Here is a 26814-nt window from a genome sequence, read left to right on the forward strand (position 1 = left end):
GCCCAGCGGCTACCGTCGGCGGCATGGGCCAGGTCATCGCCTCGGCGACCACGTCGCTCGACGGCTTCATCGCGCGGCAGGACCACGGGATCGACGAGCTGTTCGGCTGGTACGACGCCGGCGACGTCGTGGTGGAGAACCACGGCGACCTCCCGGCGTTCCGCCTGACCGAGGAGAGCGCCGCCTACTGGCTCGCGTGGCGGGAGTCCCTCGGGGCGCTCGTCGTCGGCCGCGAGCTGTTCGACCTCACCGACGGCTGGGGCGGGACGCACCCGCTGGGCGTGCCGTACGTGCTGCTCACCCACCGGCCGGTCACGTCGTCGGCGGCGCTCGGGTCGCCCGACCTGGTGGTGATGCACGAGGGCATCGGCGAGGCGGTCGCCGCGGCGCAGGAGCTCGCGGGGGACAAGGTCGTCGGCGTCGCGGCCGGGACGATCGCCTCCCAGGCCTACCGGGCGGGGCTGCTGGACGCGGTCAACGTCGACCTCGCGCCGGTGTTCCTCGGGTCGGGCCGGCCGTACTTCACCGCCGACGCGGGACCGGTCGCCCTGGGCGACCCGACGACGGTCGTGCCGTCCCGCGGGGTCACGCACCTGAGCTTCCCCGTCCGGCGCTGAGCGCCGGGGTCAGTGCACCTGGTGCACCCGGTGGTGCAGGTGCGCCACCCCGTTCGCGAACCGCTCCAGGCCCAGCAGCTCCAGGTCCACCCGCACGTCCCGCGGCAGCGCCCGCGTCCCGCCGCCGACCAGCACCGGCGACACGAACAGGTGCACCTCGTCCACCAGCCCGGCGCGCAGCGCCTGCCCGGCCAGGTGCGCGCCGCCGATCAGCACGTCGTGCGACGAGCTGTGCAGCAGCCGGCGGACCGCGTCGGGGTCGAACGTCGTCTCGACCTGCGTCCGCGTGCTGCGGGGCTCGGTGAGGGTGGTCGAGTAGACGACCTTGTGCGCCGCCCGCCAGAGCTGGGCGTACTCCTGCACGGCAGGCGGCTCGTCGGCGGTCTCCATCGTCTCCCAGGCGACCATGACGTCGTACAGCCGGCGGCCGTACAGGTACGTGCCGACACCCCGGTGCAGCTCGTTGACCCGCTGGTGCACCGCCTCGTCCGGCATGCTCCAGCCGAACCGGCCGTCCCGGTCCGCGACGAAGCCGTCGAGGGACGTGATCGCGGAGTAGACGAGCCTGGCCATGGCCGACCTCCCGGCGTGGGCGGGTCCCGCGACGCTGCGGGTCAGGGGACCAGGACAGCACACGCGGACCCCGTCCGCCCGTAGGGTCGGGCCATGAGCCTCGACGTCGGTGTCCTGCTGCCCCGTGACCTGCCCGCCCACCAGGTGCTGCCCTACGCGCGGCGCGCCGACGCCCTCGGGTTCGCCGAGCTGTGGGTGGTCGAGGACCTCGGCTTCCGCGGCGGGATGGCCCAGGCCGCGGCGGTGCTGGCGGCGACCGAGCGCATCCGGGTCGGCGTCGGCATCCTGCCCGTCGGCGCGCGCAACGTGGCGTTCGCCGCGATGGAGGCGGCCACGGTCGCCGAGCTGTTCCCCGGCCGGCTGCACCTCGGCATCGGCCACGGCATGCCGGACTGGATGCGGCAGGTCGGCGCGTGGCCCGCGAGCCCGCTGACCGCCTTCGAGGAGTACGTCACCGCGCTGCGCGCGCTGCTGCGCGGCGAGGAGGTGACCGTCGACGGCCGGTACGTCCGGCTGGACGGCGTCCGGCTGGAGAACCCGCCCGCCGAGGTCCCGCCGGTGCTGGCCGGGGTGCGCGGGCCGAAGTCGCTCGCCGCGGCCGGCCGCTGCGCCGACGGGACGGTGCTCGCCGAGCCCGTCGGTCCCGAGTACCTGGCCACGGCGACCGCGCAGATCGGCCACGTCCCCGGGCACCGGGTCGTCGCCTACGACGTCGCGGCCGTGGACGCCGACCCCGCCGCCGCACGCGACCAGGTGCGGCCCGCGCTCGCGTGGATCGGCGACCCGGGCTGGGCGCCGCACATCGACCCGATGGACTTCGCGGCGCAGTTCCGCGACCTGCGCGACCGCACGCCGGACCGGGCGGCGTTCGCCGCGGCCCTGCCGGACGCCTGGGTGGACCGCCTCGCGGTCGTCGGGACGCCGGAGCAGGCGCGGGCGCGGCTCGACGGGCTCGCGCTCGCGGGGGCGGACGCCGTGGTGCTCGCGCCCGCGGGCCCCGACCCGCTCGCGGCGCTCGAGGGCCTCGCGGCGGTGCTGTGACCGCACGGGCGCGGTTCGCCCGGTCGGCGCTCCTCGGGGCCACGGCGCTCGCGCTCGTCGCCGGGTGCGGGCCGGACCGAGGCCCCGGCGACGCGGGCCCGGCGGCCTCGTCGGACGGCGGCGCGGTGCCGTCGGCCGGCCGGCCGGGGGGACCGCCCGCGGGCGTGGTCGTCGACTACCAGCTCGGCGGCGGCTACCCGCCGGCGGCGGGCGTCGGGGGCGTGGTCCGCGACGTGACCGACGAGCCCGAGCCGGACCGGTGGTCCGCCTGCTACGTCAACGGGTTCCAGACCCAGCCCGGTGACCGGGACGCGTGGCTCGCCGAGCACCCCGACCTGGTGCTCCGGGACGAGGCGGGGGACCCGGTGGTCGACGAGGGATGGCCGGACGAGCTGCTGCTCGACACGTCGACCGCCGCGAACCGGGCGGCGCTCGCGGACGTCGTGGGCGGGCAGGTCCGGACGTGCGCGGAGCGCGGCTTCGTCGCCGTCGAGCTCGACAACCTCGACTCCTGGACCCGGTCCGGCGGCCGGCTGGACGAGGACGACGCCGTCGACCTGGCGAGGCGGCTCGTGGCGGTCGCGCACGAGGCGGGGCTGGCCGCGGGGCAGAAGAACACCCCGCAGCTCGGGGACCGCGGGCGGGACGAGGCCGGGTTCGACTTCGCGGTGGCGGAGGAGTGCGCGCAGTACGACGAGTGCGCGGCGTACACCGGCGTCTACGGCGCCGCGGTCCTGGACGTGGAGTACACGGACGAGGGCTTCGCCGCGGCCTGCGCCGACCCGGACCGCCCCCCGTCCACGGTCCGCCGCGACCGGGACCTCACCACCCCCGGCACCCCGGGCTACGCGTTCGCCACCTGCTGACCCGCGCGGGCGCGGTGGGTGGCGGCCGCGTCGGGTGGCGGCCGCGCGCTGATCCCCACCTGATCGGCGCGGACCCACCCGATCGATCGGGGTGCGGCGCGACGATCGGGTGGCGACGAGCCGGGTGCCCGGCACGACGACGGCCCCCCGACCCGATCCGCGGGTCGAGGGGCCGTCGATGCGGCGTCAGCGCGTGGCGCGCAGCCGGCGGGTGGCGAGCACCAGGGCGCCGCCGAGCCCGAGGAGGAGCGCCGCGGCCACGCCGAGGGCGCCGCCCTCGGAACCCGTCACCGCGAGCTCACCGGCGCGGGTCGCCACCGGCGTGACGGCCGCCGGGGCCGCCGCGACCGGGGCGGCCACCGGAGCGGCCACGGGGGCGGCCACCGGGGTGACCACCGAGGGCACCGGCACGGCCAGCTGCACCGCGAGGGTCGCCCAGCGGGCGGTCGTACCGCCGGTGGCGAACACCGTGTGCGCGCCCGTCGGGACGTCGGCGGGGACGGTGGCCATCAGCCGGGCGACGCCGTTGGCGTCGGCGACCGCGGTCCCCAGGAACACCGGCTCGGAGTGCAGGTAGAACGCGACCGTCTCCCCGGGCTGGAAGCCCTCGGCGACGAGCTCCATCTGCTGCCCCGGGGCGGTGGCGGCCTTCGGGGTGTCGAGCTGCGCGGACGGCGTGGTGCCGGTCCGGACGGGCTCGCCGACGACGGTGACCGTGACGGTCGTGGAACCGGCGGTCGACCACGCGGTGGCGGGCACCTCGAGGACGAGGGTGTGCGTGCCCGCGGCCAACACCGGCACTGTGACGGCGAACCGGCCGTCGTGGGTCGTGCCGTGGCTCAGGACGGTGCCGCCCTCGCGGAGGATCCAGGTGCCCGGGACCTCGCCGCCGGGGACCGAGACCGTGGCGTCGAAGGCGGTGCGCATCGCGACCGGGACCTGGAGCGTCGCCGGCGCGGAGACCGTGGCGGCGGCCGGGCGCACCGTCAGGGTGCCCTCGGCCTGCGCGGACGTGTACCCCCCGGACGAGGCGCCCAGGATCGAGACGGAGCGCGCCCAGATCATGTCGCCCGCGTAGGTCGCCGTGAGCTCGTAGCTGCCGGCACCGAGGTCCGGGACCGAGTAGGTCACGACGCCGTTCTCCAGCCACTGGCCGCTGAGCGGGAGGGACAGGCCGTCGCCGACCACGAGCAGGTCGACCGGGCCGGTGACCTCGGGGCCCTTGGCGGGGCCGGTGACCGAGACCGTCACCTTCGCGGTGGAGCCCGCCGTGATGGTCGGGGCGGACACGGTGACCGTGGGCTTCGCCTGGACGAAGCCGGCGGAGCGGGAGTCCACGAGCTCCTGGTAGCCCGCGGCGCGCACCTCGTACCGCAGCTCGACGAACCGGCCGATCTGGCCGGCGGACGGGGTGAACGTCCAGCCCTCGCCGACCTGGACGCCGTCGATGGTCCAGCGCACGACGTACTCGGCGCCCGGGGCGAAGCCGGTCGGGCTGGCCGTGTAGGTCCGGCCGTAGGTCAGCTGGTAGCCGTTGCCGGAGTCGATCCGCAGCGAGCCCTCGGGCATCGGCTGGAGCTCGACGGGCGCGTCCGGGTCCGCGACGGTGTAGTCGGCGAGCGTCTGCATGATGCCCTCGCCGGTCGGCTCCCCGTCGATCTCGGGGTAGATCTCCACGGTGATGGCCCCGTGCCCGACGTCCTCGGGCTGCGGGACGTAGGTGGACGCGTCGGAGACCTTGGTCTTCCCGACGTACCAGTCGTAGTCGAGGTCGGGACCGGCCCAGCCCGGTCCGGGCGTGGCGGACAGGGTGCGGCCGACGACGGCGTACTGGTACTCCTCGGCGTCGAGGAGGAACCCGCCGAAGGTGAAGTCGCTCGCGTGGATCACCGGGCCGTCGGTGCCCGGGTCGCCGTCGCCGGGCGTGGTCGGGCCCGGGTTGACGGGGCCGGAGGCGGGCGCCTCGGCGAGCACGACGCCCAGGGTCTCGGTGAAGACGGAGTGGTACGCGTCGTCGGCGTAGGCGATGACGGTGAGCACGAGCTGCTTGCCGACGTCGGCGGAGGTCGGGACGAACTCGGCGGCGTTCCCGCGCCACCCCCCGGCCGTGCGCCAGTCCCACTCGTACCGCGTGCCGGCGGGTGCCGGCTCCGTGCGCTCGAGGGTCAGCGGCTGCCCGACGACGGAGACGCGGTTGCCCTGCTGGTCGAGCGAGTAGCCCGACACGCGGAAGCCGTCGGCGGAGAACGACGGGCCCGTGTCGCCGGAGCCGGAGCCGGAGCCCGAGCCGTCGCCGGCGTCCGGGACGTCCTGGTCGGGCGTCGTCGAGCCGGTCGGGGGCTGCTCGGTGACCGGGGTCGTGCCGGTGTCGGTGCCGGAGGGGACGTCGGTGCCGGACGCGTCCCCCTGCGCCGGGGCGTCGGGCGTCGGCGTGGTGCCCTGCTCCTCGACCGGCGTGGTCGTGGCCGGCGTCGTCGACCCCTGGTCCTGCGGGTCCGCCGGCTGAGGCTCCGGCTGCGGGTCCGTGACCGGCTCCGGCTGCGGGTCGGCCGGCTGGGGCTCCGGCTGCGGGTCCGGCTGCGGGTCCGTGTCGGTGACGGGCTGCGTGTCGGTGACGGTGTTCGGGTCGGTGACGCCCTCGTCGGCGGACGCGGCGCCTGCCGGGATCAGCATCGCCGCGACGACCGCGGCGGTCGCGAGGGCGACGGGACGTCGCAGGCGCCCTGATCGCGTGCGCGAAGTGTGCACTGGGTTCTCCCCCTGTCGGACGGGGGCGACCCCCGTGCTCGTGCGGAACGGGGGCCTCATCGGCGGCTCCGGGCACGGCTCCAGGGGAACTGAGGGTCGCGCTCGCGCGACTGGGTGCTGGCACCCACGCCCCGTCCCGACCGGCGGCGAGGAGCCTGCCCGCGCGCCCGCGAGGCGTGCGACGTACCGTGAGCCGATGGCGATCGGAGACGACTCCGGCCTCGACGACGGCCGGGTGCTGGTGCGCGGGGACCTCGTGGTCGAGGTGCCCGCGCGGTGCGTGCGCGTCGCGGACCGGCAGGTCCCGCTCACCCGCAGCGAGTTCGAGATCCTGGTGGCGCTCGCGGAGCGCGCGGGGCAGCCGGTGTCGAAGGACGAGCTCGCCGTGGCGGTCGCGGTGCACGGACCGCACGCGGTGCCGACGCCCACCGACGCGGACCGGCGCAGCATCGAGGTGCACATGGCGAACCTGCGCCGGAAGCTCGCCGAGGGGTCGGGCGACCGGACGGCGATCAGCACCGTGCGCGGCCTGGGGTACCGGCTGGCGCCGGAGGTCCGGGTCCCGGACCAGCGCGACGGCACCACGGGCTGAGCCGCGGGGCCGCCGCGCCGGACCGGGCGCGGGGCGGTCGGGTCAGCGGGTGGCCGCGGCGAGCGCCGCGCGCAGCCCCTCGGCGTCGAGCTCGGCGCCGTACGCGGGGGTGTCCCGCTGGAAGCGCCAGCCCTCGGACAGCGGGCCGGCGTCCACGACGTCGAAGCCCCACCGGTCGATCAGCCGGGTGACGACGGCCTTGGCGTCCGCGTCGTCGCCGGCGATGGCCAGCGCCCGCCGGCCGGGGGTGCCCGCCGGGGTGCCCTTCGAGCCGAGGTCGGCGGCGGTGATGTGGTTGAACGCCTTGACGACGCGGGCATCGCCCAGGTGGTCGGCGAGCAGCTCGGAGCTGGTGGTGGAGCCGTCGTCCAGAGCGGCGACGTGGCCGTCGCGCTCCCAGTAGTAGTTGTTGGTGTCGATGACGACCTTGCCGGCGAGCGGCGCGGCGGGGACCTGCTGGTACGCGTGGAACGGCACGGTGACGACGACGACGTCCCCGTCCGTCGCGGCCTCGTCCGCGGTGCCGGCGCGCGCGCCGTCGCCGAGCTCGGCCACCAGGTCGACCAGGGTGTGCGGGCCGCGGGAGTTGCTGACGACGGGCGACTGCCCGTGCTGGACGGCCAGGCGCGCGAGGGCGCCGCCGATGTGGCCGGCGCCGATGAATCCGATCGTGGTCATGACGGGGGCAACGGGCTGGGCGCCCCCGTTGTTCCTGGTCAGCGCAGCCGGTTCCGCCGTGGGGAAAATCCGTTGGCCGGCCCACCGGTGCGGACGTACGGTCGAGGCACACGGGAAGGAGGTGGTCCGAGACATGACGTCTTCTTGGACGAGTGAGGTGACTGCCCGCTAGTCGCGGACAGCAGAGTTCGGACGGATTGCGATCCGTTCGCCGCCCCGCCGGGACGACCGGCGGCCGCGACGGGCGAATCCCCGCAGTCACCGCAGCCCGTGGGAGCCGCGACCTCGTCCTTCGCGGCAGGGCCCTCCAGCAGGGGGCCCGGCCCACGGGCTGTTCCCTGCCCGGGCACGGGCGCCTCCGCGCGCCGCGGGGTCAGGCGGACCCGAGCCGCGCGAGCAGGCCCGCGCGCACCCCCGGCCACTCGGCCGGGAGGATCGAGAAGTAGGCGGTGTCGCCCCGGGTGCCGTCGGGCGCGAGCCGGTGGTTCCGCAGCACCCCCTCGGGGACGGCGCCGAGCCGGGTGATGGCCGCGACGGAGCGGCTGTTCCGGGTGTCGGCCCGCAGCGCGACCCGCGCGCAGTCCCAGGTCCCGAACGCGTGCTCCAGCATCAGGAGCTTGCACGCCGGGTTGTTCGAGGTGCCCCACCAGCGCGGGGCGAAGAAGGTGTGGCCGATCTCGACCCGCCGGACGCGCGGCTCCCAGTCGTAGAACGACGTGCTGCCGCGGACCTCGCCCGTCGCCGCGTCGAGCGCGGCGAGGGCGAGCCGGCCCGGCGCCTCGCGGGCGGCCGTGATCTCCTCCCGCCAGGCGGCCACGCCCTCCGGCAGCGCGGACGACATCCCGGCCCAGACCTGCGCGTCGACGAACGCGGCGAGCGCCTCGGCGTGCGGGAGGTCGAGCGGGACGAGGCGGGTTCCGTGGCCCTCGAGGGCGAGGTCGTGCAGCACCCGAGGAGCATCCCAGACGCGCCCCTTGCCGACGAAGGCTAATGGCATTAGCCTGTGGGCTATGTACAACATCGACGCACGACGCACGCTGCACCTGCCGCGGCCGGAGGGACGGGTCGCGTACGACGACGCCGGCACCGGCCCGCTCGTCGTCATGGTCCCCGGGATGGGGGACCTGCGCTCCACCTACGACGAGCTCCGCGCCGCCCTGCTCGGCGCGGGGTACCGGGTCGTCACCACCGACCTGCGCGGCCACGGCGACTCCGACGCCGGCTTCACCACGCACGGCGACGAGGCGACCGCGGGGGACGTCGCCGCGCTCGTCGAGCACCTGGACGCCGGGCCGGCGGTCCTGGTCGGGAGCTCGATGGGGTCGTCCGCGGCGGCCGTGGTCGCTGCCGACCGTCCGGAGCTGGTCCGCGGGCTGGTCCTGCTGGCCCCCTTCCTGCGCGACCCGGCGCAGCCGGCCGCGGTGCGCGCGCTGCTGCCCGTCGCGTACCGCGTGCTGTTCTCCGGGCCGTGGGGGGCCGCCGTGTGGGCCGCGTACTACCGCTCGCTCAACAGGGGCACCCGCTCGCCGCGGCTCGCCGCGCACACCGACGCGATCCGGGCCGCCCTGCGCCGCCCCGGGTACCTGCGCGCGTTCCGGCACCTGACGCTCGCGCTCACGCACGCACCCGTCGAGGCGCGGGTGCCGCGCATCCACGCGCCGGCCCTCGCGGTCGTCGGCGCGCTCGACCCCGACTGGCCGGACCCCGCCGCCGAGCTGGCGTGGGTGCGGGACGCGATCGGCGCCCGGGCGCTGCTGGTCGAGGACGCCGGGCACTACCCGCAGCACCAGGCGCCCGAGGTGGTCGCGGCGGCGGTGCTCGGCCTGCTCGCCGACGTCGCGCCGGTGGACGCGGTGCCCGGTGCCTAGGGCCGGGCTGTCCCGCGAGGCCGTCGTCCGGATCGCGCTCGACCTGGTGGACGCCGGCGGGCCCACCGGGTTCGCCGACCTGACCCTCGCCAAGGTCGCGGCCGAGGCGGGGGTGGCGACGCCGAGCCTGTACAAGCACGTGGGCTCGCTCGCCGCGCTGCGGCGCGAGGTCGCGGTCCTGACGGTGCAGGACCTCACGGCGCGGCTGGTCGACAGCACGGTCGGGCGGTCCGGGCCCGACGCGGTCCGGGCGCTGGCGCACGCGATGCGCGACTACGCGCACGCGCACCCCGGCCGGTACGCGGCCGTGCAGGTCGCGCCGGACCCGGACGACCCGGAGGCGGCGCCGCTCGCCGCCGCGGGCGCGCGCACCGTCGAGGTGATCGCCGCGGCGCTGCGCGGGTTCGACCTGCCCGAGGAACGGTCGGTCGACGCGGTGCGCGCCGTGCGGGCCGGGGTGCACGGCTTCGTGGCCCTCGAGCTCGGCGGCGGGTTCCGGATGGCGCGGGACCGGGACCGCAGCTTCGACGTGCTGGTCGGGATGCTGGTCGCCGGCGTGGCGGCGCTGGCGGCCGGGACGGCGGGCGCGACCGGCTGAACCGCGCCGCACGCGCGTCTAGGGTGGGCCCGTGGCCGACCTGAAGACACCCCGCGAGATCGAGGCGATGCGGGCGGCGGGCGCCTTCGTGGCCCGCGTGCTGAGCAGCCTGCAGGACGTCGCCCGGGTGGGCACGACCCTGAAGGAGCTCGACGCGCACGCGCACCGGCTGATCGACGACGCCGGCGCGCACTCGGTCTACCTCGGCTACCACCCGTCGTTCGGTGCGATGCCGTACCCCGGCGTGCTGTGCACCAGCGTCAACGACGCGGCGCTGCACGGGCTGCCGTCGGAGCAGGTGCTCGCGGACGGGGACGTCCTGAGCATCGACTTCGCGGCCCAGGTGAACGGCTGGGTCGCCGACTCGGCCCTGACCTTCCAGGTCGGCACCCCGGACCCGGAGTCGCAGCGGCTCATCCGGGTCACCGAGGAGGCGCTCGCGGCCGGCATCGCGCAGGCCCGCCCGGGCAACCGGATGGGCGACATCTCCGCGGCGATCGGCGAGGTGGGGCGCGCCGCCGGGCTCGGGATCAACGCCGACTTCGGCGGCCACGGCGTCGGGCGCACCATGCACGAGGAGCCGCACGTGCCGAACCTCGGCCGACGCGGCACCGGGCTCAAGCTCAAGGCGGGCCTGGTCATCGCGATCGAGCCGTGGTTCATGGCCGGCGGCGACGGCTACGTCATCGACCCGGACGGCTGGACGATCCGCACCGCCGACGGGTCGCGCGCCGCGCACGCGGAGCACACGGTGGCGATCACGCCCGACGGGCCGCTGGTCCTCACGGCGCGCAGGGGCTGACCCGCCGCGCCCGGCCCCGGTCGGCGCGCCCGACCCGCGACCGACGCGCGACCGACGCCCCGCGTTCACCCCGGGGACGCTCCCCGGCCAGCCCGGTCGGCGAGCGTGAGCCGGACGCCCGTCGCGGTCGCGCGGACGCCTGGACGGGCGGGGGCGGCGCACGCTCGGGGGAGGTCGGGCGCCGCCCCCGCCTCTCCGCCGCACGCGCCGCGGGGCGTCACGCGCGCAGGTGCGCCCACTCCTGCGGGTTGAGCGTCAGCCACTCCTGGAGCGACTGCGCCGGCCGGCCCGCGAGCCGGCGCACCACCGGCGACGGGGCCGCGAGCTCGCCCGCGGCGATGGCGGCGTAGGACGACACCCAGCCGGCCACCTCCCACGGCTCTGCGGCGTAGACCGCCCGGGAGGCGTAGGCCTCCTCGACCGTCTCCGGGTGGTACGCGATGTCCCGGCCGGTCGCCGCGGACAGCACCTGCGCGGCCTCCGCGAGCGTGTAGCCGCTCGGGCCCGTCACGTCGTAGGCGGCGCCGTCGTGCGCCCCGTCGCGCTCGTCGAGCAGCACGGCCGTCGCCACGTCCGCGACGTCGTCGTGCGCGACGGCCGCGACCAGGCCGTCGCCCGCCGGCCCGCGGATCACGCCGTCCTCGCCCACGAACCGCACGATCGCGTCGTGGTACAGGCAGTCCCGCAGGAACGTGAACCGGAGCCCGGACGCGCGGATGTGCTCCTCGGTGGCCCAGTGGTCGCGGGCGAACGTGAACGTCGCGTCCGGCGCGGCGCCCATGAACGACAGGTAGACGACCCGCTCGACGCCGGCGTCCACGGCCGCGTCCACCGCGGCCCGGTGCTCGGTGACCCGGTCGGCGGACTCGCGCCCGGACACCAGGAACACCGTGCGGGCGCCCGCGAACGCCGCCCGCATCGACGCGACGTCGAGGTAGCCCGGGCTCAGCGCGACCTCGGTCTCCGTGCCCGGGAGCGCGGGCGCGCGGTCCGCCGAGCGGACCACGACCCGCTGGTGCGCCCCCTCCGCCGCCAGCCGGACGGCGAGCCGCCGCCCGACCCGGCCCGAGGCGCCCGTCACCACGATCAGGTCGTCGTCCACGCGTCTCCTCCGTACCGGTCGGGCCCCGCGGGCGCGCGCCCCGGGTGGCAGCGACGGTAGCGGGGCCGCGGCGCGGCGGCGACGGGACCGGGTCGCCCGGGGGGCAACCCTCACGCGACGTGAGAGTACGATCCGTCTGCCTCCCCCTCGACCCGGAACGGATCCCGCGTGCCCGCGACCCCCCAGCCCGCCCCGGCGCAGCCCGCTCCCGCGCACCCCGCCGTCCCCGAGGCGGACACCTCGTGGTCGGTCCGCTCGGCCCTGCGGTCGCCCGCGCGCCTGCGCACGGAGGTGCTCGCCGGCCTCGTGGTGGCCCTCGCCCTGATCCCCGAGGCCATCTCGTTCTCCATCGTCGCCGGCGTCGACCCGCGGGTGGGGCTGTTCTCGTCCTTCGTCATGGCGGTGACGCTCGCGTTCCTGGGCGGGCGCCCGGCGATGATCTCGGCCGCGACGGGTGCCGTCGCCCTGGTGGTCGCCCCGGTCGTGCGCGACCACGGGGTCGAGTACCTGCTGGCGACCGTGGTCCTCGGCGGCGTGATCCAGGTCGCGCTGGGGCTGCTCGGGGTGGCGCGGCTGATGCGGTTCATCCCGCGGTCGGTCATGGTCGGGTTCGTCAACGCGCTCGCGATCCTGGTCCTCCTCGCGCAGCTGCCGCACCTGGTCGACGTGCCGTGGGTGGTGTACCCGCTGGTCGTGGCGGGCATCGCGATCATCGCCCTGTTCCCGCGGCTGACCGGCGTCGTGCCCGCCCCCCTCGTGGCGATCGTGCTGCTGACCGTCGTGACCGTCGCGGCGGGCCTGGCCGTGCCGCGGGTCCGCGACCAGGGCGCGCTGCCGGACAGCCTGCCCTCGCTGGTGCTGCCGGACGTGCCGCTGAGCCTCGAGACCCTGCGGATCATCGCGCCGTACGCCGCCGGGCTGGCCCTGGTCGGGCTGCTCGAGTCGCTGATGACCGCGAAGCTCGTCGACGACGTCACCGACACGCACTCCGACAAGACCCGCGAGGCGTGGGGCCAGGGCGCCGCGAACGTGCTGTCCGGGCTGTTCGGCGGCATGGGCGGCTGCGCGATGATCGGCCAGACGATGATCAACGTGAAGGTCTCGGGCGCGCGCACCCGGATCTCGACCTTCCTGGCCGGCGCGTTCCTGCTCGTGCTGGTCGTGGTGCTCGGCGACGTCGTCGGCGCGATCCCGATGGCCGCGCTGGTGGCGGTCATGGTGATGGTCTGCGTCGCGACGTTCGACTGGCACTCGGTCCGGCCGGCGACCCTGCGCCGGATGCCGCTGAGCGAGACCGCGGTGATGCTGGTGACCGTCGCGATCACGGTCGCCACGCACAACCTGGCGTACGGCGTCGTGGCGGGCGTCCTCGTCGCCACGCTGCTGTTCGCGCGCCGGGTCGCGCACCTGACCACCGTGACCCGGCTGGACACCGGCGAGGACCCGGGTGTCCGCCGGTACGCCGTGTCCGGCGCGCTGTTCTTCGCGTCGTCCAACGACCTCGTCTACCAGTTCGACTACGACGGCGACCCGGCGCGGGTCGTGATCGACCTCGCGGACGCGCACGTCTGGGACGCCTCGACGGCGGCGACGCTGGACGCGATCACCACGAAGTACGCCGCGAAGGGGAAGACGGCCGAGGTGGTGGGGCTGAACGAGGACAGCGCGCGGCGGCTCGGGCGGCTGGCGGAGGCGCTGGGCGGCGGGCGCTGAGGGTCCCGGCGCCGCGGGTGCCAGGATGGGTGCCGGACCCGACGACCCCCTGGGAGGACCCGGCGTGACGGACGACCCCTACCGCGTGATGACGGTGTGCACCGGCAACATCTGCCGGTCCCCGATGGCCGAGGTGGTGCTGCGCGCCCGGCTGGCCGACGCCGGGCTCGGCGACCGGGTGGTCGTCGACTCGACCGGGGTCAGCGACGAGGAGCACGGCAACCCCGTCGACCGGCGGGCCCGGGCGGCCCTCGCCGCGCGCGGCTACGACGTCCCGCGGCGGGAGGCGCGCCAGGTGCGCGCGGCCGACCTGGCCGACCGGGACCTGGTGCTGGCGATGACGGCGTCGCACGCGCGGGCGCTGCGCCGGATCGCCGACGGCGACGCCGACGTCGCCGGGCGCGTGGTGATGTTCCGGACGTTCGACCCCGCGGCGCCGCGGGTCGCCGACCCGCGCGACGAGCACCTGCTCGACGTGGACGACCCCTGGTACGGGGGGCCGGAGAACTTCGAGCACTGCCTCGACGAGATCGAGGCGGCGGCGGACGGCGTGGTCGACGCGGTCCGTGCGGCCCTCTCGGACCGGGACGCCGCCCGGGCCTGACCCGCGGGGCGGACCCACCGCCGCACGGGGATCGGACGCGCAGCGGGCGCGCCGGGCACCCGCCGGGGCAGGATGGCCGGGTGAAGGTCTCCGCGCGGTCCCAGGTGCCCCCGTTCGCCGTGATGGACATCGTCGCGGCCGCCAACGCGCGGCGCGCCGCGGGGCAGTCGGTCCTCAACCTGTGCGTCGGCGAGCCGTCGACGGGCGCCTCCGACGTGGTGCGCGAGCGCGCCGTGCAGCTCCTCGCCGGCGGGGACCTCGGGTACACCGAGGCGCTCGGCAGCCCGGCGCTGCGCGCGGCGATCGCGGGGCACTACCGGTCCTGGTACGGCGTCGACGTCGACCCCGCGCGGGTGGCGGTGACCACCGGGTCGTCGGGCGGGTTCATGCTCGCGTTCCTCGCCGCGTTCGACGTCGGCGACCGCGTGGCGCTGGCCCGGCCGGGGTACCCCGCGTACAAGAACATCCTCGCGTCGCTGGGCTGCGAGGTCGTCGAGCTGCCCTGCGGCCCGGAGACCCGGTACCAGCCGACGGTCGAGCAGCTCGAGGCGCTGGACCGCCCGGTGGACGGCCTCGTGGTCGCCGGGCCCGCCAACCCGACCGGCACGCTGATCGACCGGGCGTCGCTCGACGGCCTGGCCGCGTGGTGCGCCGAGCACGGCGTCCGGCTGGTGTCCGACGAGATCTACCACGGCATCACCTACCCCGACGCGGTCGCCGCCGAGCCGGGGCCGGCCGGGGCACCGACCGCCGCGACGTCCCTGGGCACCGGGACCGTGGTGGTCAACTCGTTCTCCAAGTTCTGGGCGATGACCGGCTGGCGGCTCGGCTGGCTGCTGCTCCCCGAGGACCTGGCGGCGCCGGTGGACGCGCTCGCCGGGAACGTCGCCCTGTGCCCGCCGGCGCTCGCCCAGCACGCCGGCGTCGCCGCGTTCACGCCCGAGGGCTACGCGGCGGCCGAGGCCAACGTCGCGCAGTACGCGGCGTCCCGGCGGTCGGTGCTCGACCGGCTGCCGGAGCTCGGCTGGTCCCGGGTCGCGCCCGCCGACGGCGCGTTCTACGTGTACGCCGACGTGTCCGCGGCCGGCCTGGACTCGCGGACCTGGTGCGCCCGGCTGCTCGACGAGGCCGGTGTGGCACTCACCCCCGGCACCGACTTCGACTCCGTCGACGGCCACGACTGGGTGCGGTTGTCGTTCGCGTCCGCGCCGGACGTGGTCGCGGAGGCGGTGGACCGGGTCGTCGCCTGGCAGCGGACGCTGTAGCCGCCCGCAGCGGCGCGGAACCGGCCCCCGGGCCCGTCCGTTGGGCGGGGCAGGACGCGCGTCCGCGGGGCCGCGCACGGGCGAGGAGGTCGACATGAGGTGTCCCACCGACGGGGCCGAGCTGGTCATGGCGGAGCGGCAGGGCGTCGAGATCGACTACTGCCCGTCGTGCCGCGGCATCTGGCTGGACCGCGGCGAGCTGGACAAGATCCTCGACCGCGCCGCCGGCACCCCCGCTCCCGCGGCCGCGGACGCCGGCCCGGCGGCGGCACCAGGCGGCTACCCGCCGCCGCCCGGCTACGACGGCTACCGCGAGCCCGGGTACCGGGACGACGGTGGCTACCGGGACCCCGGCTACCGCGAGCCCGGGTACCGGTAGGGCGGCTACCGCGACGACCGCCGGTACGACGACCGCCGCGACCCCCGCTCCCCGTACGGCAGGAAGAAGAAGCGCGAGTCCTGGCTCGGCGACCTGCTCGACTTCGACTGAGGCCGGCCGCGCGCCCGCCGCGCGCCGGGTGACCTAGGGTCGCCCCGTGGACGTGGCGGTGCTGGGAGCGACGGGTGACGTCGGGCGGCAGGTGTGCGCGCAGCTGATCGAGCGGCGGGTGCTGCCGACCACCTCGCGGCTGCAGCTCGTCGGCCGCCCGGGCGGGGCGTCCGGACGGGCGTCCTACGGGCTGCGGGCCGACCTCGTCGACGCCTACGACGAGCACGCGCCCCTCATCGACGTCGCCCTGGACCCGGAGGACGTGGTCGCGGACGTCGTGGTGCTGACCGCCGGCCGGACGGCCCCGGCGCGGGCGGGTGCCGTCGCCGACCGCGCGGCGCTCGCTGCCGAGAACCACGAGGTGTTCGCGTCCTACGCCCGCGCGATCGCACGGCACGGCTCGGGCCACGAGGTGGTCGTGGTGGTGTCGAACCCGGTCGAGCTCGGCGTGGCCGTGGTGGCCCGCGAGCTGGGCCGGCACCGGGTGATCGGGATGGGCGCGTGGCTGGACACGCTGCGGTTCCGGCGCGAGGTCGCCGTCTCGCTCGGCGTGCGCCGGCACCGGGTCGGCGGGTTCGTGGCGGGGCAGCACGGGGACGACCTCGTGCCGCTGTGGTCGACGGTCCGGATCAGCGGGCTCGACGTCGAGGAGCGGCGGCGCGCGGTCGCGGCCCTGCGCGGCGGACGGACCCTGGACGGGTTCGCGGCCGAGATCGAGGACGCCAAGCGGGACCTCGCCGGGCTGATGGCCGACGACGTGGCCGCCGCGTTCGACCTGGTCGAGACCTGGCCGCCGGACCTGCGCGGCGTCGCGCGGCCGTGGCTCACGCACCAGAGCGGGGCGAAGACCGCCGCGGCGACCGCGAACGCGACCGTCGACCTGGTGGACACCGTGCTGGACGGGCGGGACATCGTGGTCGCCGGGCAGGTGGCGCTGGACGGCGAGGTCGCCGTGGCGGGGACGGCGCTGCGCGGGGTGCTCGGGGTGCCGGTCGTGCTCGGACCCGAGGGGTGGACGCGGGTCCTGCTGGACGAGCCCGCCCCGGACGAGGCGCGTCGCCTGCTCGCCTCGGCCGCGCGGATCGACGCGATGCTCGCGCCGTGGGGGCTCGCCGCGGGGGCGGCCCGGTGACCGCGGTCGGACCGGTCGGCACGGCCGCGGCCGCCCCGGACCGCCGCTGGGTGGCCTTCGTGAGCGGCGCCGACGCCACCGGCACGCTCACCGCGCTGGCCGGCGTGTTCTCCACGCGCGGTGTCTCGTTCGACTCGCTCAGCACGGGTGACGTCGCCGACGGCGTCGGCCTGATCGTCGTGACGTTCACCGCGACCGAGCGTCGCCAGCGGCTGCTCGCCCGGACGGTCGGCCGGCTCGCCGCCGTGCGTGCCGTGGCGGTGCGGGCGGTCGACGACCCGGCCGTGCGCGCCGCGGCGGTGGTGCACCTGCCCCCCGACGCCGGGCCGTTCGCGCCGCCCGCCGGGGTCGCCGTGCGCTGGGCCGGGGACGTCGCCGCCGGTCAGCCGGTGCTGGTCGAGGGCGTGCTGCCCGACGTCGAGGCGGTCGTGGCGCACGCCCGCGCCCGGGGCGCGGTGTCGGCCGCGGTCGTCGTGCTGCCCCTGCCGGAGGTCGCCGGCGCGGCGACGCGCGCGGACGCGCCGCCGGCGCGCTGACCGGGCCTCAGAGCCGCCCGTAGTACTCCGTGCTGGCGATGATGCCGCCGATCACGGCCTCCACCCGCGCACCCCGCTGGATGTCCCCGACCCAGGAGCGGGCGCCGGTCGGGTCGATGTGCCGGCCGAGCAGGTGCACGTAGTGGCCGTCGACGACGGTGGTGAGGTGCTCGGTCGACAGCAGGAAGCCCATCGCCACCTGCTGCCGCGACGCGCCGCGCGCCAGCGCCGTCGTCCAGGACGCGACCTCGGACTGGCCGGGCGTGCGGTGCAGGACCTGCTGGTAGAGGCGGGTCACCCAGGCGGGGTCCGTCCCGCCGCTGGTCGCGTAGTGCTCGGGCGACGCGAGGAACCCGGACTCCATCTCCTGGATGATCATCCCCGCCTGCATCGCGCGCAGCCATCCCGCGGCGCCGACCGCGTCCGGCTGGCGACCGAGGAACGTCGCGTAGGAGTCGGCGATCAGGCGGGTCCGGTACTCCGGGGAGTAGGTGATCGCGTTCGCCACGGCGATCCGCGGGGTCCCGGAGTCCAGCGCCTGCGTCCACGTCGCGAGCCCGACCGGGTCCGGCTGGCGACCGAAGAGGTCCGAGTACACCCGGGCGACGTAGCGCTGGGTCTGCGAGCCCGCGCCGTCGGGGACGACCGTGACGCGCGCGGTCGCCCCGACGGCGTCCGTCCGCAGCGCCGCGCCCGCACCGGGCACCGCCCACGACGCGCCCGCGGGCAGCTGCGGCGTGCTGAACGGCGGGCGGGTCGGCTGCAGGTCGAGCAGGTAGCTCGTCGGGAACCGGAACCGGGCGTCCGTCAGGACCAGGTGGGCCTGCACGCCGGCCCAGGCGGGCCGGTGCAGCGCGTCGGGCCCGGCCGCCGGGCGGTAGTCGGCGAACACGGGTCCGGCGGACGACTGGATCCGCAGGCCGCGCAGGGCGGCCGTGCCGGCGAGCGGGGCGAGGTCGAGCGTCGTGGCCGAGGTGACGGGACCGCCGACGTCGGCGACGGTCGCCCACCCGAGGTGCTGGGCGAAGCCCGTGCTGATGTTGCCCGGGTCCGTGGCGTTCCGGCCCTGGCCCATCACGTCGGCGTCGTCGCCGTACTCGGTGACGGAGCAGCTGCTGAGCGCGGCCAGCGGCACGCGTGCACCACCGGAGGTGCACGTGAGGGTGTTGGCGTGCCCGAGGCCGAGGTTGTGCCCGAGCTCGTGCGCGAGCACGTACGGCTGCGCGGCGCCGTTCAGCCAGATGCTCCCCCCGTTGATCGTGGCACGGCCGGCGAACCCGCAGGTCGGGATCGCGGGGAAGTGGACGGCGACGTGGGTGGTCGCCGACGGCGTGAGGCCGGGGTTGGCCGCGAGGGCGGCGCTCATGATCGCGGCGTCGTCGCAGCCGGCGGGCTGCGGCACGACCCGTGGGGCGCGCACCGACTGCTGGACGTCCACCCGGCCGGCGCTCTGCCGCTCCCAGTACGCGGCCGTGCCGTCGGCGGCGGCCTGCAGGGCGGCGGTGGGGGCGGTCTGGCCCGCGGCCCACACGACGGGCAGCACGACGAGCTGGTGCACGCCCGCCAGGTCGGCCTGCGCGGAGAGGTCGGCGGTGCGCACGGGCTCGACGTCGGTCACGGAGGCGCGCAGGTCGGCGTCGCCCGCGGCCGCCGCGACCGCCTGGGTCGCGTCGAGCCCCGGGTCGGCCTCGATGGTGACGACCACGTCGGTGCCGTCGGCCAGCGCGTCCGCCGGCGGGTGCTCCGTGCCGACCACCGGCTCCTGGACCGCCGACAGGTCGAGGAGCGTGCCGTCGACGTCCGCGTAGGCCTCGGTGACCGAGCCTTCGTGGAAGTGCTCCCCGTCGTCGTGCGGCACGGGGTCCGAGACCACGTAGACGACGGTGCCGTCGACCTCGTAGCGGGCGTCGGGCTCGTCGGCGGCGGCGCCGACGGACCCGGTGACCCCGGTGACCCCGAGGAGCGCGGTCACGAGCGCGGCGGTGGCGCGGCGGCGTCGCGGGCGGGCGACCTGTGCGGTCATGCGGGGATCCTCCTGGACCGGGCGGCGTCGCGCACGTGCGCGTGCTCCCGACCCCATCGGCGCGGAGGGCGCCCGTCGTGAGGGTTACGCTGTGACCTGGACAACTCAACACGCTGCTCGAACCGCGGCGGGAGAGCCCTCCCGCGCGACCGCCCCCGGGCGGCCGTGACCGCGAGGCGCCGAAGGAGCAACCCTCCCCGGGAATCTCTCAGGCCCCCGTACCGCCGTGGCGAGGCAACTCTGGAAAGCGGCCGGCGCACGCCGGCCCACCGACGGTGCAAGCCGGCGCGCCCCGGCCCTCACGGGCACGGCGGACCGGCAAAACTCTCAGGTCGCACGCCCGCGGACGCCCGCGGCCGGCGGATGACAGAGCGGGGAGACGCGCACCACCCGCCCGTCCGCCCATGCACGCCCGACCGCCCGGAGCAGCCGCGTGACCCACCTCGAGGACCTCCCCACCGACGCCCGCACGACGGCCGCCGGGACCCCGCGCGCCGCCGCACCCGCGGACCGCACCGACGCCGCGCGCGGCTTCGCCGACCGGCACGTCGGGCCCCGCCCGGGCGACGTCGCGGGCCTGCTGGCGCACGTCGGCGACGGCTGGCCGACCCTGGACGCGCTGATCGACGCCGCCGTCCCGGCGAGCATCCGCACCGACCGCCCGCTCGCGCTGCCCGAGGCCCGCGGCGAGTCGGAGGTGCTGGCCGCGCTGCGGACGATCGCGGGCAAGAACACCGTGCTGACCCAGATGATCGGCCTGGGCTACCACGACACCGTGACGCCGCCGGTGATCCGCCGGAACGTGCTCGAGTCCCCGGCCTGGTACACGGCGTACACCCCGTACCAGCCGGAGATCGCCCAGGGCCGGCTCGAGGCGCTGCTCAACTTCCAGACCGTCGTCGCCGACCTCACCGCGCTGCCGGTCGCGAACGCCTCGCTGCTCGACGAGGCCACGGCCGTCGCCGAGGCCGTCGCGCTCATGCACCGGGCGGCGAAGGGCCGCACCGGCGTGGTCGTGCTCGACGCCGACTGCCTGCCGCAGACGCTCGCGGTCACCCTGGGCCGTGCGGAGGCCGCCGGCCTGGGCGTGCGGGTCGCGGACCTCACCGACGGCCTGCCCGACCTCGGCGACGAGGCGCTCGTCGGCCTGGTGCTGCAGGCGCCCGGTGCGTCCGGTGCCGTCCGCGACCTCGCCCCGCTGATCGCCGCCGCGAAGGACGCGGGCGCGCTGGTCGCCGTCGCCGCCGACCTGCTCTCGCTGACGCTGCTCACCCCGCCGGGGGAGCAGGGCGCGGACATCGCGGTCGGCTCCGCGCAGCGGTTCGGGGTCCCGCTGTTCTACGGCGGCCCGCACGCCGCCTACATGGCCGTGCGCACCGGCCTGGAGCGCTCGCTGCCCGGCCGCCTGGTCGGGGTGTCGGTCGACGCCGACGGCGCGACCGCGTACCGGCTCGCGCTGCAGACCCGCGAGCAGCACATCCGCCGGGAGAAGGCGACGAGCAACATCTGCACGGCGCAGGCCCTGCTGGCGATCGTCGCCTCGATGTACGCGGTCTACCACGGCCCCGACGGCCTGCGGGAGATCGCCGAGCGGGTGCACGCGCGGGCCGTGGCGCTGGCGGACGGGCTGCGCGCGGGCGGCACCGCCGTCGAGCACGCGCAGTTCTTCGACACCGTCCGGGCCGTCGTCCCGGGCCGGGCGCGCGCCGTGGTCGCCGCGGCGGCGGCCCGGGGCATCAACGTGTGGGCCGCCGACGAGGACCACGTCCAGGTGACCTGCGACGAGGTGACCACCGAGGCGCACGTGGCCGACGTGCTCGCCGCGTTCGCCGACGCCGTCCCCTCGCCGAGCGCAGCCGGGAGTCGCCATCTCGGCGAAGGTGCGGGGCGCGCGGGGGCGATTCCCGCGGGGCTGCGCCGCACCTCGGACTACCTCACGCACCCGGTGTTCCACCGGCACCGGTCCGAGACCGCGATGCTGCGCTACCTGCGCGCGCTGTCCGACAAGGACCTCGCGCTGGACCGCACGATGATCCCGCTGGGCTCGTGCACGATGAAGCTCAACGCGACCGTCGAGATGGAGGCCATCTCCTGGCCCGGGTTCGCGGGTCTGCACCCGTTCGTCCCGGCCGAGCAGGCCGCGGGCTACGCCGAGCTCATCGCCGACCTGACGGGCTGGCTCGCCGAGATCACCGGCTACGCCGCGGTGTCGGTGCAGCCGAACGCGGGCTCGCAGGGCGAGTTCGCGGGGCTGCTCGCGATCCGCGGGTACCACGAGGGCCGCCGTGCCGAGGCGGTCGCCGCCGGCGCCGCGCCCGAGGACGTGCCGGTGCGCGACATCTGCCTCATCCCGGCGTCGGCGCACGGCACGAACGCCGCGTCCGCCGCGCTCGCCGGCATGCGCGTGGTCGTCGTCGCGACCGCCGAGGACGGCTCGGTGCAGCTCGACGACCTGCGGGCGAAGCTCGAGCAGCACGGCCCCCGCGTGGCGGCGATCATGATCACCTACCCGTCGACGCACGGCGTCTACGAGGAGGACGTGCGCGAGGTCTGCGACCTGGTGCACGCCGCCGGCGGTCAGGTGTACATCGACGGCGCCAACCTCAACGCGCTGGTCGGGCTGGCCCGGCCGGGCGAGTTCGGCGGCGACGTCTCGCACCTCAACCTGCACAAGACGTTCTGCATCCCGCACGGGGGCGGCGGCCCGGGCGTCGGCCCGATCGGCGTCGCGGCGCACCTGGTGCCGTACCTGCCGGCGACCGACGCGGTGTTCACCGGCGACACCGGCGCGCTGGCGGGCGGCGCGGCCCCCGCCGTGTCCGCCGCGCCGTTCGGGTCGGCCGGCATCCTGCCGATCTCCTGGGCCTACGTGGCGCTCATGGGCGGCGACGGCCTGCGCCGCGCCACCGAGACCGCGGTGCTGTCCGCCAACTACCTGGCCTCGCGGCTCGCCCCGCACTTCCCGGTGCTCTACACCGGGCCCGCGGGCCTGGTGGCGCACGAGTGCATCCTCGACCTGCGCGCGATCACCAAGGAGACCGGGGTCACCGCCGAGGACGTCGCCAAGCGGCTCATGGACTACGGGTTCCACGCGCCGACGCTGTCGTTCCCGGTCGCCGGGACGCTGATGGTCGAGCCGACGGAGTCGGAGGACGTCGCCGAGCTGGACCGGTTCGTCGAGGCGATGGTGTCGATCCGGGCGGAGATCGACGCGGTCGCGGCCGGGCGCTGGGCCGTCGCCGAGTCCCCGCTGCGGAACGCCCCGCACACGGCCGCGTCGCTGGTCGCGGACGCCTGGGACAAGCCCTACGGCCGCGAGCTCGCGGCCTACCCGGTCGCGGGGCTCCGCGCCGGGAAGTACTGGCCGCCGGTCCGGCGGATCGACGGCGCGCACGGGGACCGGAACCTCGTCTGCGCCTGCCCGCCCGTCGAGGCCTACGCCGAGGGAGCCGCGCTGTGACCGAGCCGACCACCACCCCCGCCACCGACGAGGTGTCGGGCGCCGTGCTGTCCCCGCTGCACGCGGAGCACGTCGCGCTCGGGGCCACCATGACGCCGTTCGCCGGCTGGCTGATGCCGCTGCGCTACGCGGGCGACCTGGGCGAGCACCAGGCCGTCCGCACGGCCGCCGGGCTGTTCGACCTGTCCCACATGGGCGAGCTGCACGTCGACGGCCCCGGTGCGGGTGCGGGGCTGGACCACGCGCTGGTCGGGAACATCTCCGGCCTCGCGGTCGGCCGTGCCCGCTACACGATGGTCGTCCAGGAGGACGGCGGCATCCTCGACGACCTGATCGTCTACCGGCTCGGCGACGAGGAGTACCTGGTCGTCGCGAACGCGTCGAACGTGGCGGTCGTGGCGGGCGCGCTGGCCGAGCGGCTCGCGCCGTTCGACGCCTCGCTCACCGACCGGTCCCTGGAGACGGCGCTGATCGCGGTGCAGGGCCCGCGGGCGGCCGAGATCGTGGTCGGCCTCACCGACCCGGCGCACGCCGACGCGGTCCGCGACGTGAAGTACTACGCGGGCGTCCCGGCGACGGTCGGCGGCGTCGAGGCGCTCGTCGCCCGCACCGGCTACACCGGGGAGGACGGCTTCGAGCTGTTCGTGCCCGCGGACGCGGCGCCGGGCCTGTGGCGCGACCTGCTCGCCGCCGGCACCCCGCTCGGCCTGGTGCCGGCGGGGCTGTCCGCCCGGGACAGCCTCCGGCTGGAGGCCGGGATGCCGCTGTACGGCAACGAGCTCGACACCACGACCGCCCCGCACGACGCGGGCCTCGGCCGGGTGGTGCGCCTGGACAAGACGACCGCCGACGGCGAGCCGCTGCCGTTCGTCGGCCGCGCCGCGCTGGCGTCCCGGGCGCACGCGAACCCGTCCCGGGTGCTGGTCGGCCTGGTGGGCTCCGGGCGGCGTGCGGCCCGGCACGGGTACGAGGTGCTGACCTCGACCGCGGACGACGCCGTGGCGGTCGGCCGGGTGACCTCCGGCGCCCCGTCCCCGACCCTGGGCACGCCGATCGCGATGGCCTACGTGACGCCCGAGGTCAGCGCCGAGGGCACGGAACTGGCCGTGGACGTGCGGGGCCGGCGCGAGCCGGTCCGCGTCGTCGCGCTGCCGTTCTACCGTCGGTCCTGACCGCGCCCGCCCGCCCCCCTTCCCCCGCCCGCCGAGCGTCCCGCTCGCGAGAACCCCGGAGTGCACCCCATGAGCGACGTCCCCACGAACCTGCAGTACACCGCCGAGCACGAGTGGATCGACGGCGCGGAGCCCGCCACCGTCGGCATCACCAAGAACGCCGCCGACGCGCTCGGCGACATCGTCTACCTGGAGCTGCCGACCGTCGGCAGCGAGATCGCGGCGGGCGCGGTCGTCGGCGAGGTGGAGTCGACGAAGTCGGTGTCCGAGCTGTACTCCCCGGTGGCCGGCACCGTGGTCGAGGTGAACCAGGAGGCGGTGGACGAGCCGTCCGTCGTCAACGGCGACCCGTACGGCGCCGGCTGGCTGTTCCGGGTGGACGTCACCAGCACCGGGCCGCTGCTGTCCGCCGAGGAGTACGCGGCGACGCTCACGGACTGAGACTCCCCCGGACGGCGGTTAGCCCGTTCGGGTGTTTCTGAGGGGACTCTCAGGAGACCGCTTCCCGCACGGTGACCAGGGACTTCGGTCCTAGCACATGGGCCCGAGGTCCCGCATCCTCCGGACCCTCCGCAGAACGGGTGAGAAACCAACTGCGATCACGGCGACCACACTTGCCGATCAACACCGGTAGACGGCCGCCGGAGACCACCAGCAGCCGGGACTCGCCACATGCAACCGGAGGACCAGATGGCCACCCTGGAGATCGCCCCCACCGCGTCCACCAGCATCCTGGGTGAGCCGCTCACGACCCGTGAGCGGGTCGTCCTCGCCGAGCTGGCGGAGGACGTCACTCTCGAGGACATCGCCCGCAAGCTGTTCGTCACGCGCAACACCGTGAAGTCGCAGGTGCGGTCGGTGTACCGCAAGATCGGCGTCTCCACGCGGGCCGAGGCGGTCGCCTGGGCCGAGGCCGCCGGCATCCGCTGACGCCCCGCCCCCGCGCAGGGGGCGCCGGCACCCGGGGCCGCGACCCGCCACCACGGCGGGTCGCGGCCCTGCGTCGTCCCGGTCCCGCCCGGCCGAGGTCGACGGGGCGCGGCTCGTGGCATATCGTCCATCGATAACATCGATCCTCGATATGCATGGAGCTGACATGACGACGACCCGCGCGCCGTGGTTCACCAGCCGGTCCGACCTGCTGTCCGTGCTGGTGGTGGGCGGACTGGTCATCGTCTGGCAGGCGATCGGGCTGATCGCCTCGGTGGCCAGGATCGCGCCGAACAGCGACGCGCCCGTGGACGTGCTGCTGATGGGTGCCCCGGTGGAGCTGCCGCTGGGCCCCGACGGCGCCCCGCTCGCGGCCACCGTCGACTCCGCGACGCTGACCGTGTCCGACATGCCGATCGCCACGCACCTGGCGGCGATCGGCGCGGCCGCCGTGCCGCCCCTCGCCACCATCGGCGTCACGGTGTGCGTCCTGCTGCTGTGCCGCCGGATGCTCGCGGGGCAGTTCTTCTCCGGCACGATCACCCGCCTGATCACGGCGGTGTCGCTGCTGATCGCCGGCGGCTGGGTCGCCTGGTTCGGCTGCTCGGTGCTGGCGTCCAACGGGGTCCTGGCGCTGGTCGCCGACCGGGCGCTCGCGGAGCAGATCACCTTCCAGGTGTCCTGGACCCCCATCCTCACCTCGATGGCCGTCGGCGCCCTCGCGGCGGCGTTCCACGCGGGCGAGAAGCTGCAGCGCGACACCGAGGGCCTCGTCTGATGCCGCCCCAGGACGACGCGGGCCGGATCCACTGCCGGCTCGACGAGCTGCTCGCGGAGCGCGGGATGACGCTCGCCCGGCTCGCCGAGCTGGTCGGCGTGACCGTCGTGAACCTGTCGGTGCTGAAGAACGACCGGGCGCGCGCCATCCGGTTCTCGACGCTGACCGCCGTCTGCGACGTGCTCGGCTGCCAGGTCGGCGACCTCCTGGTGGTCGCCCCGCGGCCCTAGCCCGGGGTGGTCGCGCGGACCACGTGCGCGGCGAGGTCCCGCGCGGCGGGCGCGGGCTGCCGGGACCGCGCCCAGACCATGCGGAGCGTGCGGCTCAGGTCCACGCCGTCGACGGGCACCCGGACCAGGTCGCCGCGGGCGACCTCGTCCGCGACGGTGAGCCGGGACAGCACGGCCGCGGCGCCGCCGCCCCGGACCACGTTCTTCACCGCGGACGTCGACCCGAGCTGGGCCGGTGAGCCGGAGAGCGGGTGGCCGGCGGCGGCGAGCGCGCGCTCCAGCACCGCGCGGGTGCCCGACCCCGCCTCCCGGACGGCGAGCGGGGCGCCGGCCAGCTCGGCCGCGGTGACCGGCCGGCGGCGGCGCGCCCACGGGTGGCCGGGCGCCACGACGACGACCAGCTCGTCGTCGCCCACGGAGCGGGCGTCCAGGCCGTCGGCGACGTCGGGGCCCTCGACGAAGCCGAGGTCCGCGCGGCCGTGCAGCACCGCGTCCACCACGTCCCGGGAGTTCGCCACGACGAGGTCGACGAGGGCCGACCCCGCGGGCCGCGACGCGAGCCACCCCGGCACCAGGTACTCCGCGATGCTCAGGCTCGCCGCGACCTGGACCCGGCCCTGCCGGGCGGTGCGTAGGGCCGCGACCTCCCGCTCCAGGGCGTCGGAGGCGGCGAGCACGTCGCGCGCCCGGGCGAGCAGGGCGGTGCCGGCGGGGGTCAGGCTCGTGCCGGACGCGGCGCGGGTGACCAGGGTGAGGCCCGTCTGCCGCTCGAGGCGACGCAGGCCCGTGCTGACCGAGGGCTGGGCGAGCCCGAGGGCGCGGGCGGCGGCCGACAGCGACCCGTGCGCGTCGACGGCGGCGAGCAGCTTGCGCGGCCAACCCGACGACCCCGCGCCCGGACAACCCGAGCACCCCGGCCGCACCCGCGCAGCCGACCGCCCCGAGCAAGGCGGCGCTGGTGAACCCCACCAGCCGCTACTTCGGCATGTACACCGA

The 26814-nt window shown here is 76.4% G+C and carries 26 protein-coding genes and 1 riboswitch; of the genes, 19 read left to right on the forward strand and 7 right to left on the reverse strand.

Going from position 1 to position 26814, the window contains the following annotated elements:
* The first annotated feature begins 23 nt into the window (after positions 1-23).
* A complete protein-coding gene (locus FA014_RS00300; RefSeq protein WP_154727717.1) occupies positions 24-617 on the forward strand; it encodes a dihydrofolate reductase family protein in 594 nt (197 codons plus the stop codon).
* A gap of 9 nt (positions 618-626) precedes the next feature.
* Here FA014_RS00300 and FA014_RS00305 read toward each other — a convergent pair whose 3' ends face one another.
* Entirely contained in the window at positions 627-1190 is a 564-nt protein-coding gene (locus FA014_RS00305) for a dihydrofolate reductase family protein (protein ID WP_154727718.1), read from the reverse strand.
* Between the two features lie 93 nt (positions 1191-1283).
* Here FA014_RS00305 and FA014_RS00310 point away from each other — a divergent pair, with 93 nt between their 5' ends.
* Both FA014_RS00310 and FA014_RS00315 read left to right on the forward strand, forming a co-directional pair.
* Positions 1284-2231 carry an LLM class flavin-dependent oxidoreductase gene (locus FA014_RS00310; RefSeq protein ID WP_154727719.1) on the forward strand — a complete coding sequence of 316 codons (948 nt, stop codon included), beginning with the start codon at positions 1284-1286 and terminating at the stop codon, positions 2229-2231.
* Complete coding sequence (locus tag FA014_RS00315) at positions 2228-3097, forward strand: endo alpha-1,4 polygalactosaminidase (protein ID WP_154727720.1); 870 nt, start codon at positions 2228-2230, stop codon at positions 3095-3097. Before FA014_RS00310 ends, FA014_RS00315 begins: the two co-directional genes overlap by 4 nt.
* A 186-nt stretch (positions 3098-3283) precedes the next feature.
* Here the strand turns inward: FA014_RS00315 and FA014_RS00320 are convergent, their stop codons facing one another.
* Positions 3284-5770 carry an Ig-like domain-containing protein gene (locus FA014_RS00320; protein ID WP_154727721.1) on the reverse strand — a complete coding sequence of 829 codons (2487 nt, stop codon included), beginning with the start codon at positions 5768-5770 and terminating at the stop codon, positions 3284-3286.
* Between the two features lie 271 nt (positions 5771-6041).
* On the opposite strand from FA014_RS00320, the gene FA014_RS00325 reads away from it, so the two are divergent.
* On the forward strand, positions 6042-6437 hold the full coding sequence (locus FA014_RS00325; RefSeq protein WP_154727722.1) for a winged helix-turn-helix domain-containing protein: 396 nt from the start codon (positions 6042-6044) through the stop codon (positions 6435-6437).
* Positions 6438-6479: 42 nt separating this feature from the next.
* Here FA014_RS00325 and FA014_RS00330 read toward each other — a convergent pair whose 3' ends face one another.
* Together FA014_RS00330 and FA014_RS00335 are read right to left on the reverse strand one after the other, a co-directional pair.
* Positions 6480-7115, reverse strand: coding sequence for an NADPH-dependent F420 reductase (locus tag FA014_RS00330; RefSeq protein WP_154727723.1), 636 nt, complete (start codon positions 7113-7115; stop codon positions 6480-6482).
* A 373-nt stretch (positions 7116-7488) separates the two neighbouring features.
* The gene (locus FA014_RS00335; RefSeq protein WP_154727724.1) at positions 7489-8064 is read right to left on the reverse strand and encodes a GNAT family N-acetyltransferase; all 576 of its coding nucleotides are present in this window, start codon (positions 8062-8064) and stop codon (positions 7489-7491) included.
* Positions 8065-8125: 61 nt separating this feature from the next.
* Here FA014_RS00335 and FA014_RS00340 point away from each other — a divergent pair, with 61 nt between their 5' ends.
* The 3 genes from FA014_RS00340 to map are packed head-to-tail and all read left to right on the forward strand — an operon-like array spanning position 8126 to position 10383.
* The gene (locus FA014_RS00340) at positions 8126-8983 is read left to right on the forward strand and encodes an alpha/beta fold hydrolase (RefSeq protein WP_154727725.1); all 858 of its coding nucleotides are present in this window, start codon (positions 8126-8128) and stop codon (positions 8981-8983) included.
* Entirely contained in the window at positions 8976-9581 is a 606-nt protein-coding gene (locus FA014_RS00345; RefSeq protein WP_154727726.1) for a TetR/AcrR family transcriptional regulator, read from the forward strand. The genes FA014_RS00340 and FA014_RS00345 overlap by 8 nt, the downstream gene beginning before the upstream one ends.
* A 31-nt stretch (positions 9582-9612) precedes the next feature.
* Complete coding sequence (gene map, locus FA014_RS00350) at positions 9613-10383, forward strand: type I methionyl aminopeptidase (RefSeq protein ID WP_154727727.1); 771 nt, start codon at positions 9613-9615, stop codon at positions 10381-10383.
* A 217-nt stretch (positions 10384-10600) separates the two neighbouring features.
* Here map and FA014_RS00355 read toward each other — a convergent pair whose 3' ends face one another.
* Entirely contained in the window at positions 10601-11485 is an 885-nt protein-coding gene (locus tag FA014_RS00355) for an NAD(P)H-binding protein (RefSeq protein WP_154727728.1), read from the reverse strand.
* Between the two features lie 168 nt (positions 11486-11653).
* Between FA014_RS00355 and FA014_RS00360 the strand changes: the two genes are divergently transcribed.
* From FA014_RS00360 to FA014_RS00385, 6 genes are all read left to right on the forward strand, one after another.
* Complete coding sequence (locus tag FA014_RS00360; RefSeq protein WP_154727729.1) at positions 11654-13198, forward strand: SulP family inorganic anion transporter; 1545 nt, start codon at positions 11654-11656, stop codon at positions 13196-13198.
* Between the two features lie 88 nt (positions 13199-13286).
* Positions 13287-13802 carry a low molecular weight protein-tyrosine-phosphatase gene (locus tag FA014_RS00365; protein ID WP_154727744.1) on the forward strand — a complete coding sequence of 172 codons (516 nt, stop codon included), beginning with the start codon at positions 13287-13289 and terminating at the stop codon, positions 13800-13802.
* Positions 13803-13882: 80 nt separating this feature from the next.
* A complete protein-coding gene (locus FA014_RS00370; RefSeq protein ID WP_154727730.1) occupies positions 13883-15067 on the forward strand; it encodes a pyridoxal phosphate-dependent aminotransferase in 1185 nt (394 codons plus the stop codon).
* A 94-nt stretch (positions 15068-15161) separates the two neighbouring features.
* Positions 15162-15446, forward strand: a complete 285-nt coding sequence (locus FA014_RS00375) for a TFIIB-type zinc ribbon-containing protein (RefSeq protein WP_154727731.1) — start codon at positions 15162-15164, stop codon at positions 15444-15446.
* A gap of 157 nt (positions 15447-15603) precedes the next feature.
* Positions 15604-16689, forward strand: a complete 1086-nt coding sequence (locus FA014_RS00380; RefSeq protein WP_154727732.1) for a lactate/malate family dehydrogenase — start codon at positions 15604-15606, stop codon at positions 16687-16689.
* On the forward strand, positions 16686-17225 hold the full coding sequence (locus FA014_RS00385) for a hypothetical protein (protein ID WP_195969094.1): 540 nt from the start codon (positions 16686-16688) through the stop codon (positions 17223-17225). The genes FA014_RS00380 and FA014_RS00385 overlap by 4 nt, the downstream gene beginning before the upstream one ends.
* A gap of 7 nt (positions 17226-17232) precedes the next feature.
* Here FA014_RS00385 and FA014_RS00390 read toward each other — a convergent pair whose 3' ends face one another.
* Positions 17233-19248: a DUF4214 domain-containing protein gene (locus tag FA014_RS00390; protein WP_154727734.1), complete on the reverse strand. Its 2016-nt coding sequence runs from the start codon at positions 19246-19248 to the stop codon at positions 17233-17235.
* 118 nt (positions 19249-19366) lie between these two features.
* Positions 19367-19482, forward strand: a riboswitch (glycine riboswitch).
* Between the two features lie 199 nt (positions 19483-19681).
* Between FA014_RS00390 and gcvP the strand changes: the two genes are divergently transcribed.
* The 6 genes from gcvP to FA014_RS00420 all read left to right on the forward strand — a co-directional run bounded on the left by gcvP (position 19682) and on the right by FA014_RS00420 (position 25818).
* Positions 19682-22708 carry an aminomethyl-transferring glycine dehydrogenase gene (gene gcvP / locus FA014_RS00395; RefSeq protein ID WP_154727735.1) on the forward strand — a complete coding sequence of 1009 codons (3027 nt, stop codon included), beginning with the start codon at positions 19682-19684 and terminating at the stop codon, positions 22706-22708.
* Positions 22705-23880: a glycine cleavage system aminomethyltransferase GcvT gene (gene gcvT, locus FA014_RS00400; RefSeq protein WP_268865872.1), complete on the forward strand. Its 1176-nt coding sequence runs from the start codon at positions 22705-22707 to the stop codon at positions 23878-23880. Before gcvP ends, gcvT begins: the two co-directional genes overlap by 4 nt.
* Before the next feature lie 69 nt (positions 23881-23949).
* Positions 23950-24321, forward strand: a complete 372-nt coding sequence (gene gcvH / locus FA014_RS00405; protein ID WP_154727736.1) for a glycine cleavage system protein GcvH — start codon at positions 23950-23952, stop codon at positions 24319-24321.
* A 249-nt stretch (positions 24322-24570) separates the two neighbouring features.
* On the forward strand, positions 24571-24810 hold the full coding sequence (locus tag FA014_RS00410) for a helix-turn-helix domain-containing protein (protein ID WP_154727746.1): 240 nt from the start codon (positions 24571-24573) through the stop codon (positions 24808-24810).
* Between the two features lie 166 nt (positions 24811-24976).
* The gene (locus FA014_RS00415) at positions 24977-25588 is read left to right on the forward strand and encodes a hypothetical protein (RefSeq protein ID WP_154727737.1); all 612 of its coding nucleotides are present in this window, start codon (positions 24977-24979) and stop codon (positions 25586-25588) included.
* Positions 25588-25818 carry a helix-turn-helix domain-containing protein gene (locus FA014_RS00420; protein WP_154727738.1) on the forward strand — a complete coding sequence of 77 codons (231 nt, stop codon included), beginning with the start codon at positions 25588-25590 and terminating at the stop codon, positions 25816-25818. Before FA014_RS00415 ends, FA014_RS00420 begins: the two co-directional genes overlap by 1 nt.
* On the opposite strand, the gene FA014_RS00425 is transcribed toward FA014_RS00420, so the two are convergent.
* A complete protein-coding gene (locus FA014_RS00425) occupies positions 25815-26741 on the reverse strand; it encodes a LysR family transcriptional regulator (protein ID WP_154727739.1) in 927 nt (308 codons plus the stop codon). The genes FA014_RS00420 and FA014_RS00425 overlap by 4 nt on opposite strands.
* Positions 26742-26814: the final 73 nt, after the last annotated feature.

Source organism: Cellulomonas hominis (assembly GCF_005239125.1).
In the GTDB taxonomy this organism is placed as follows: Bacteria; Actinomycetota; Actinomycetes; order Actinomycetales; family Cellulomonadaceae; genus Cellulomonas; species Cellulomonas hominis_A.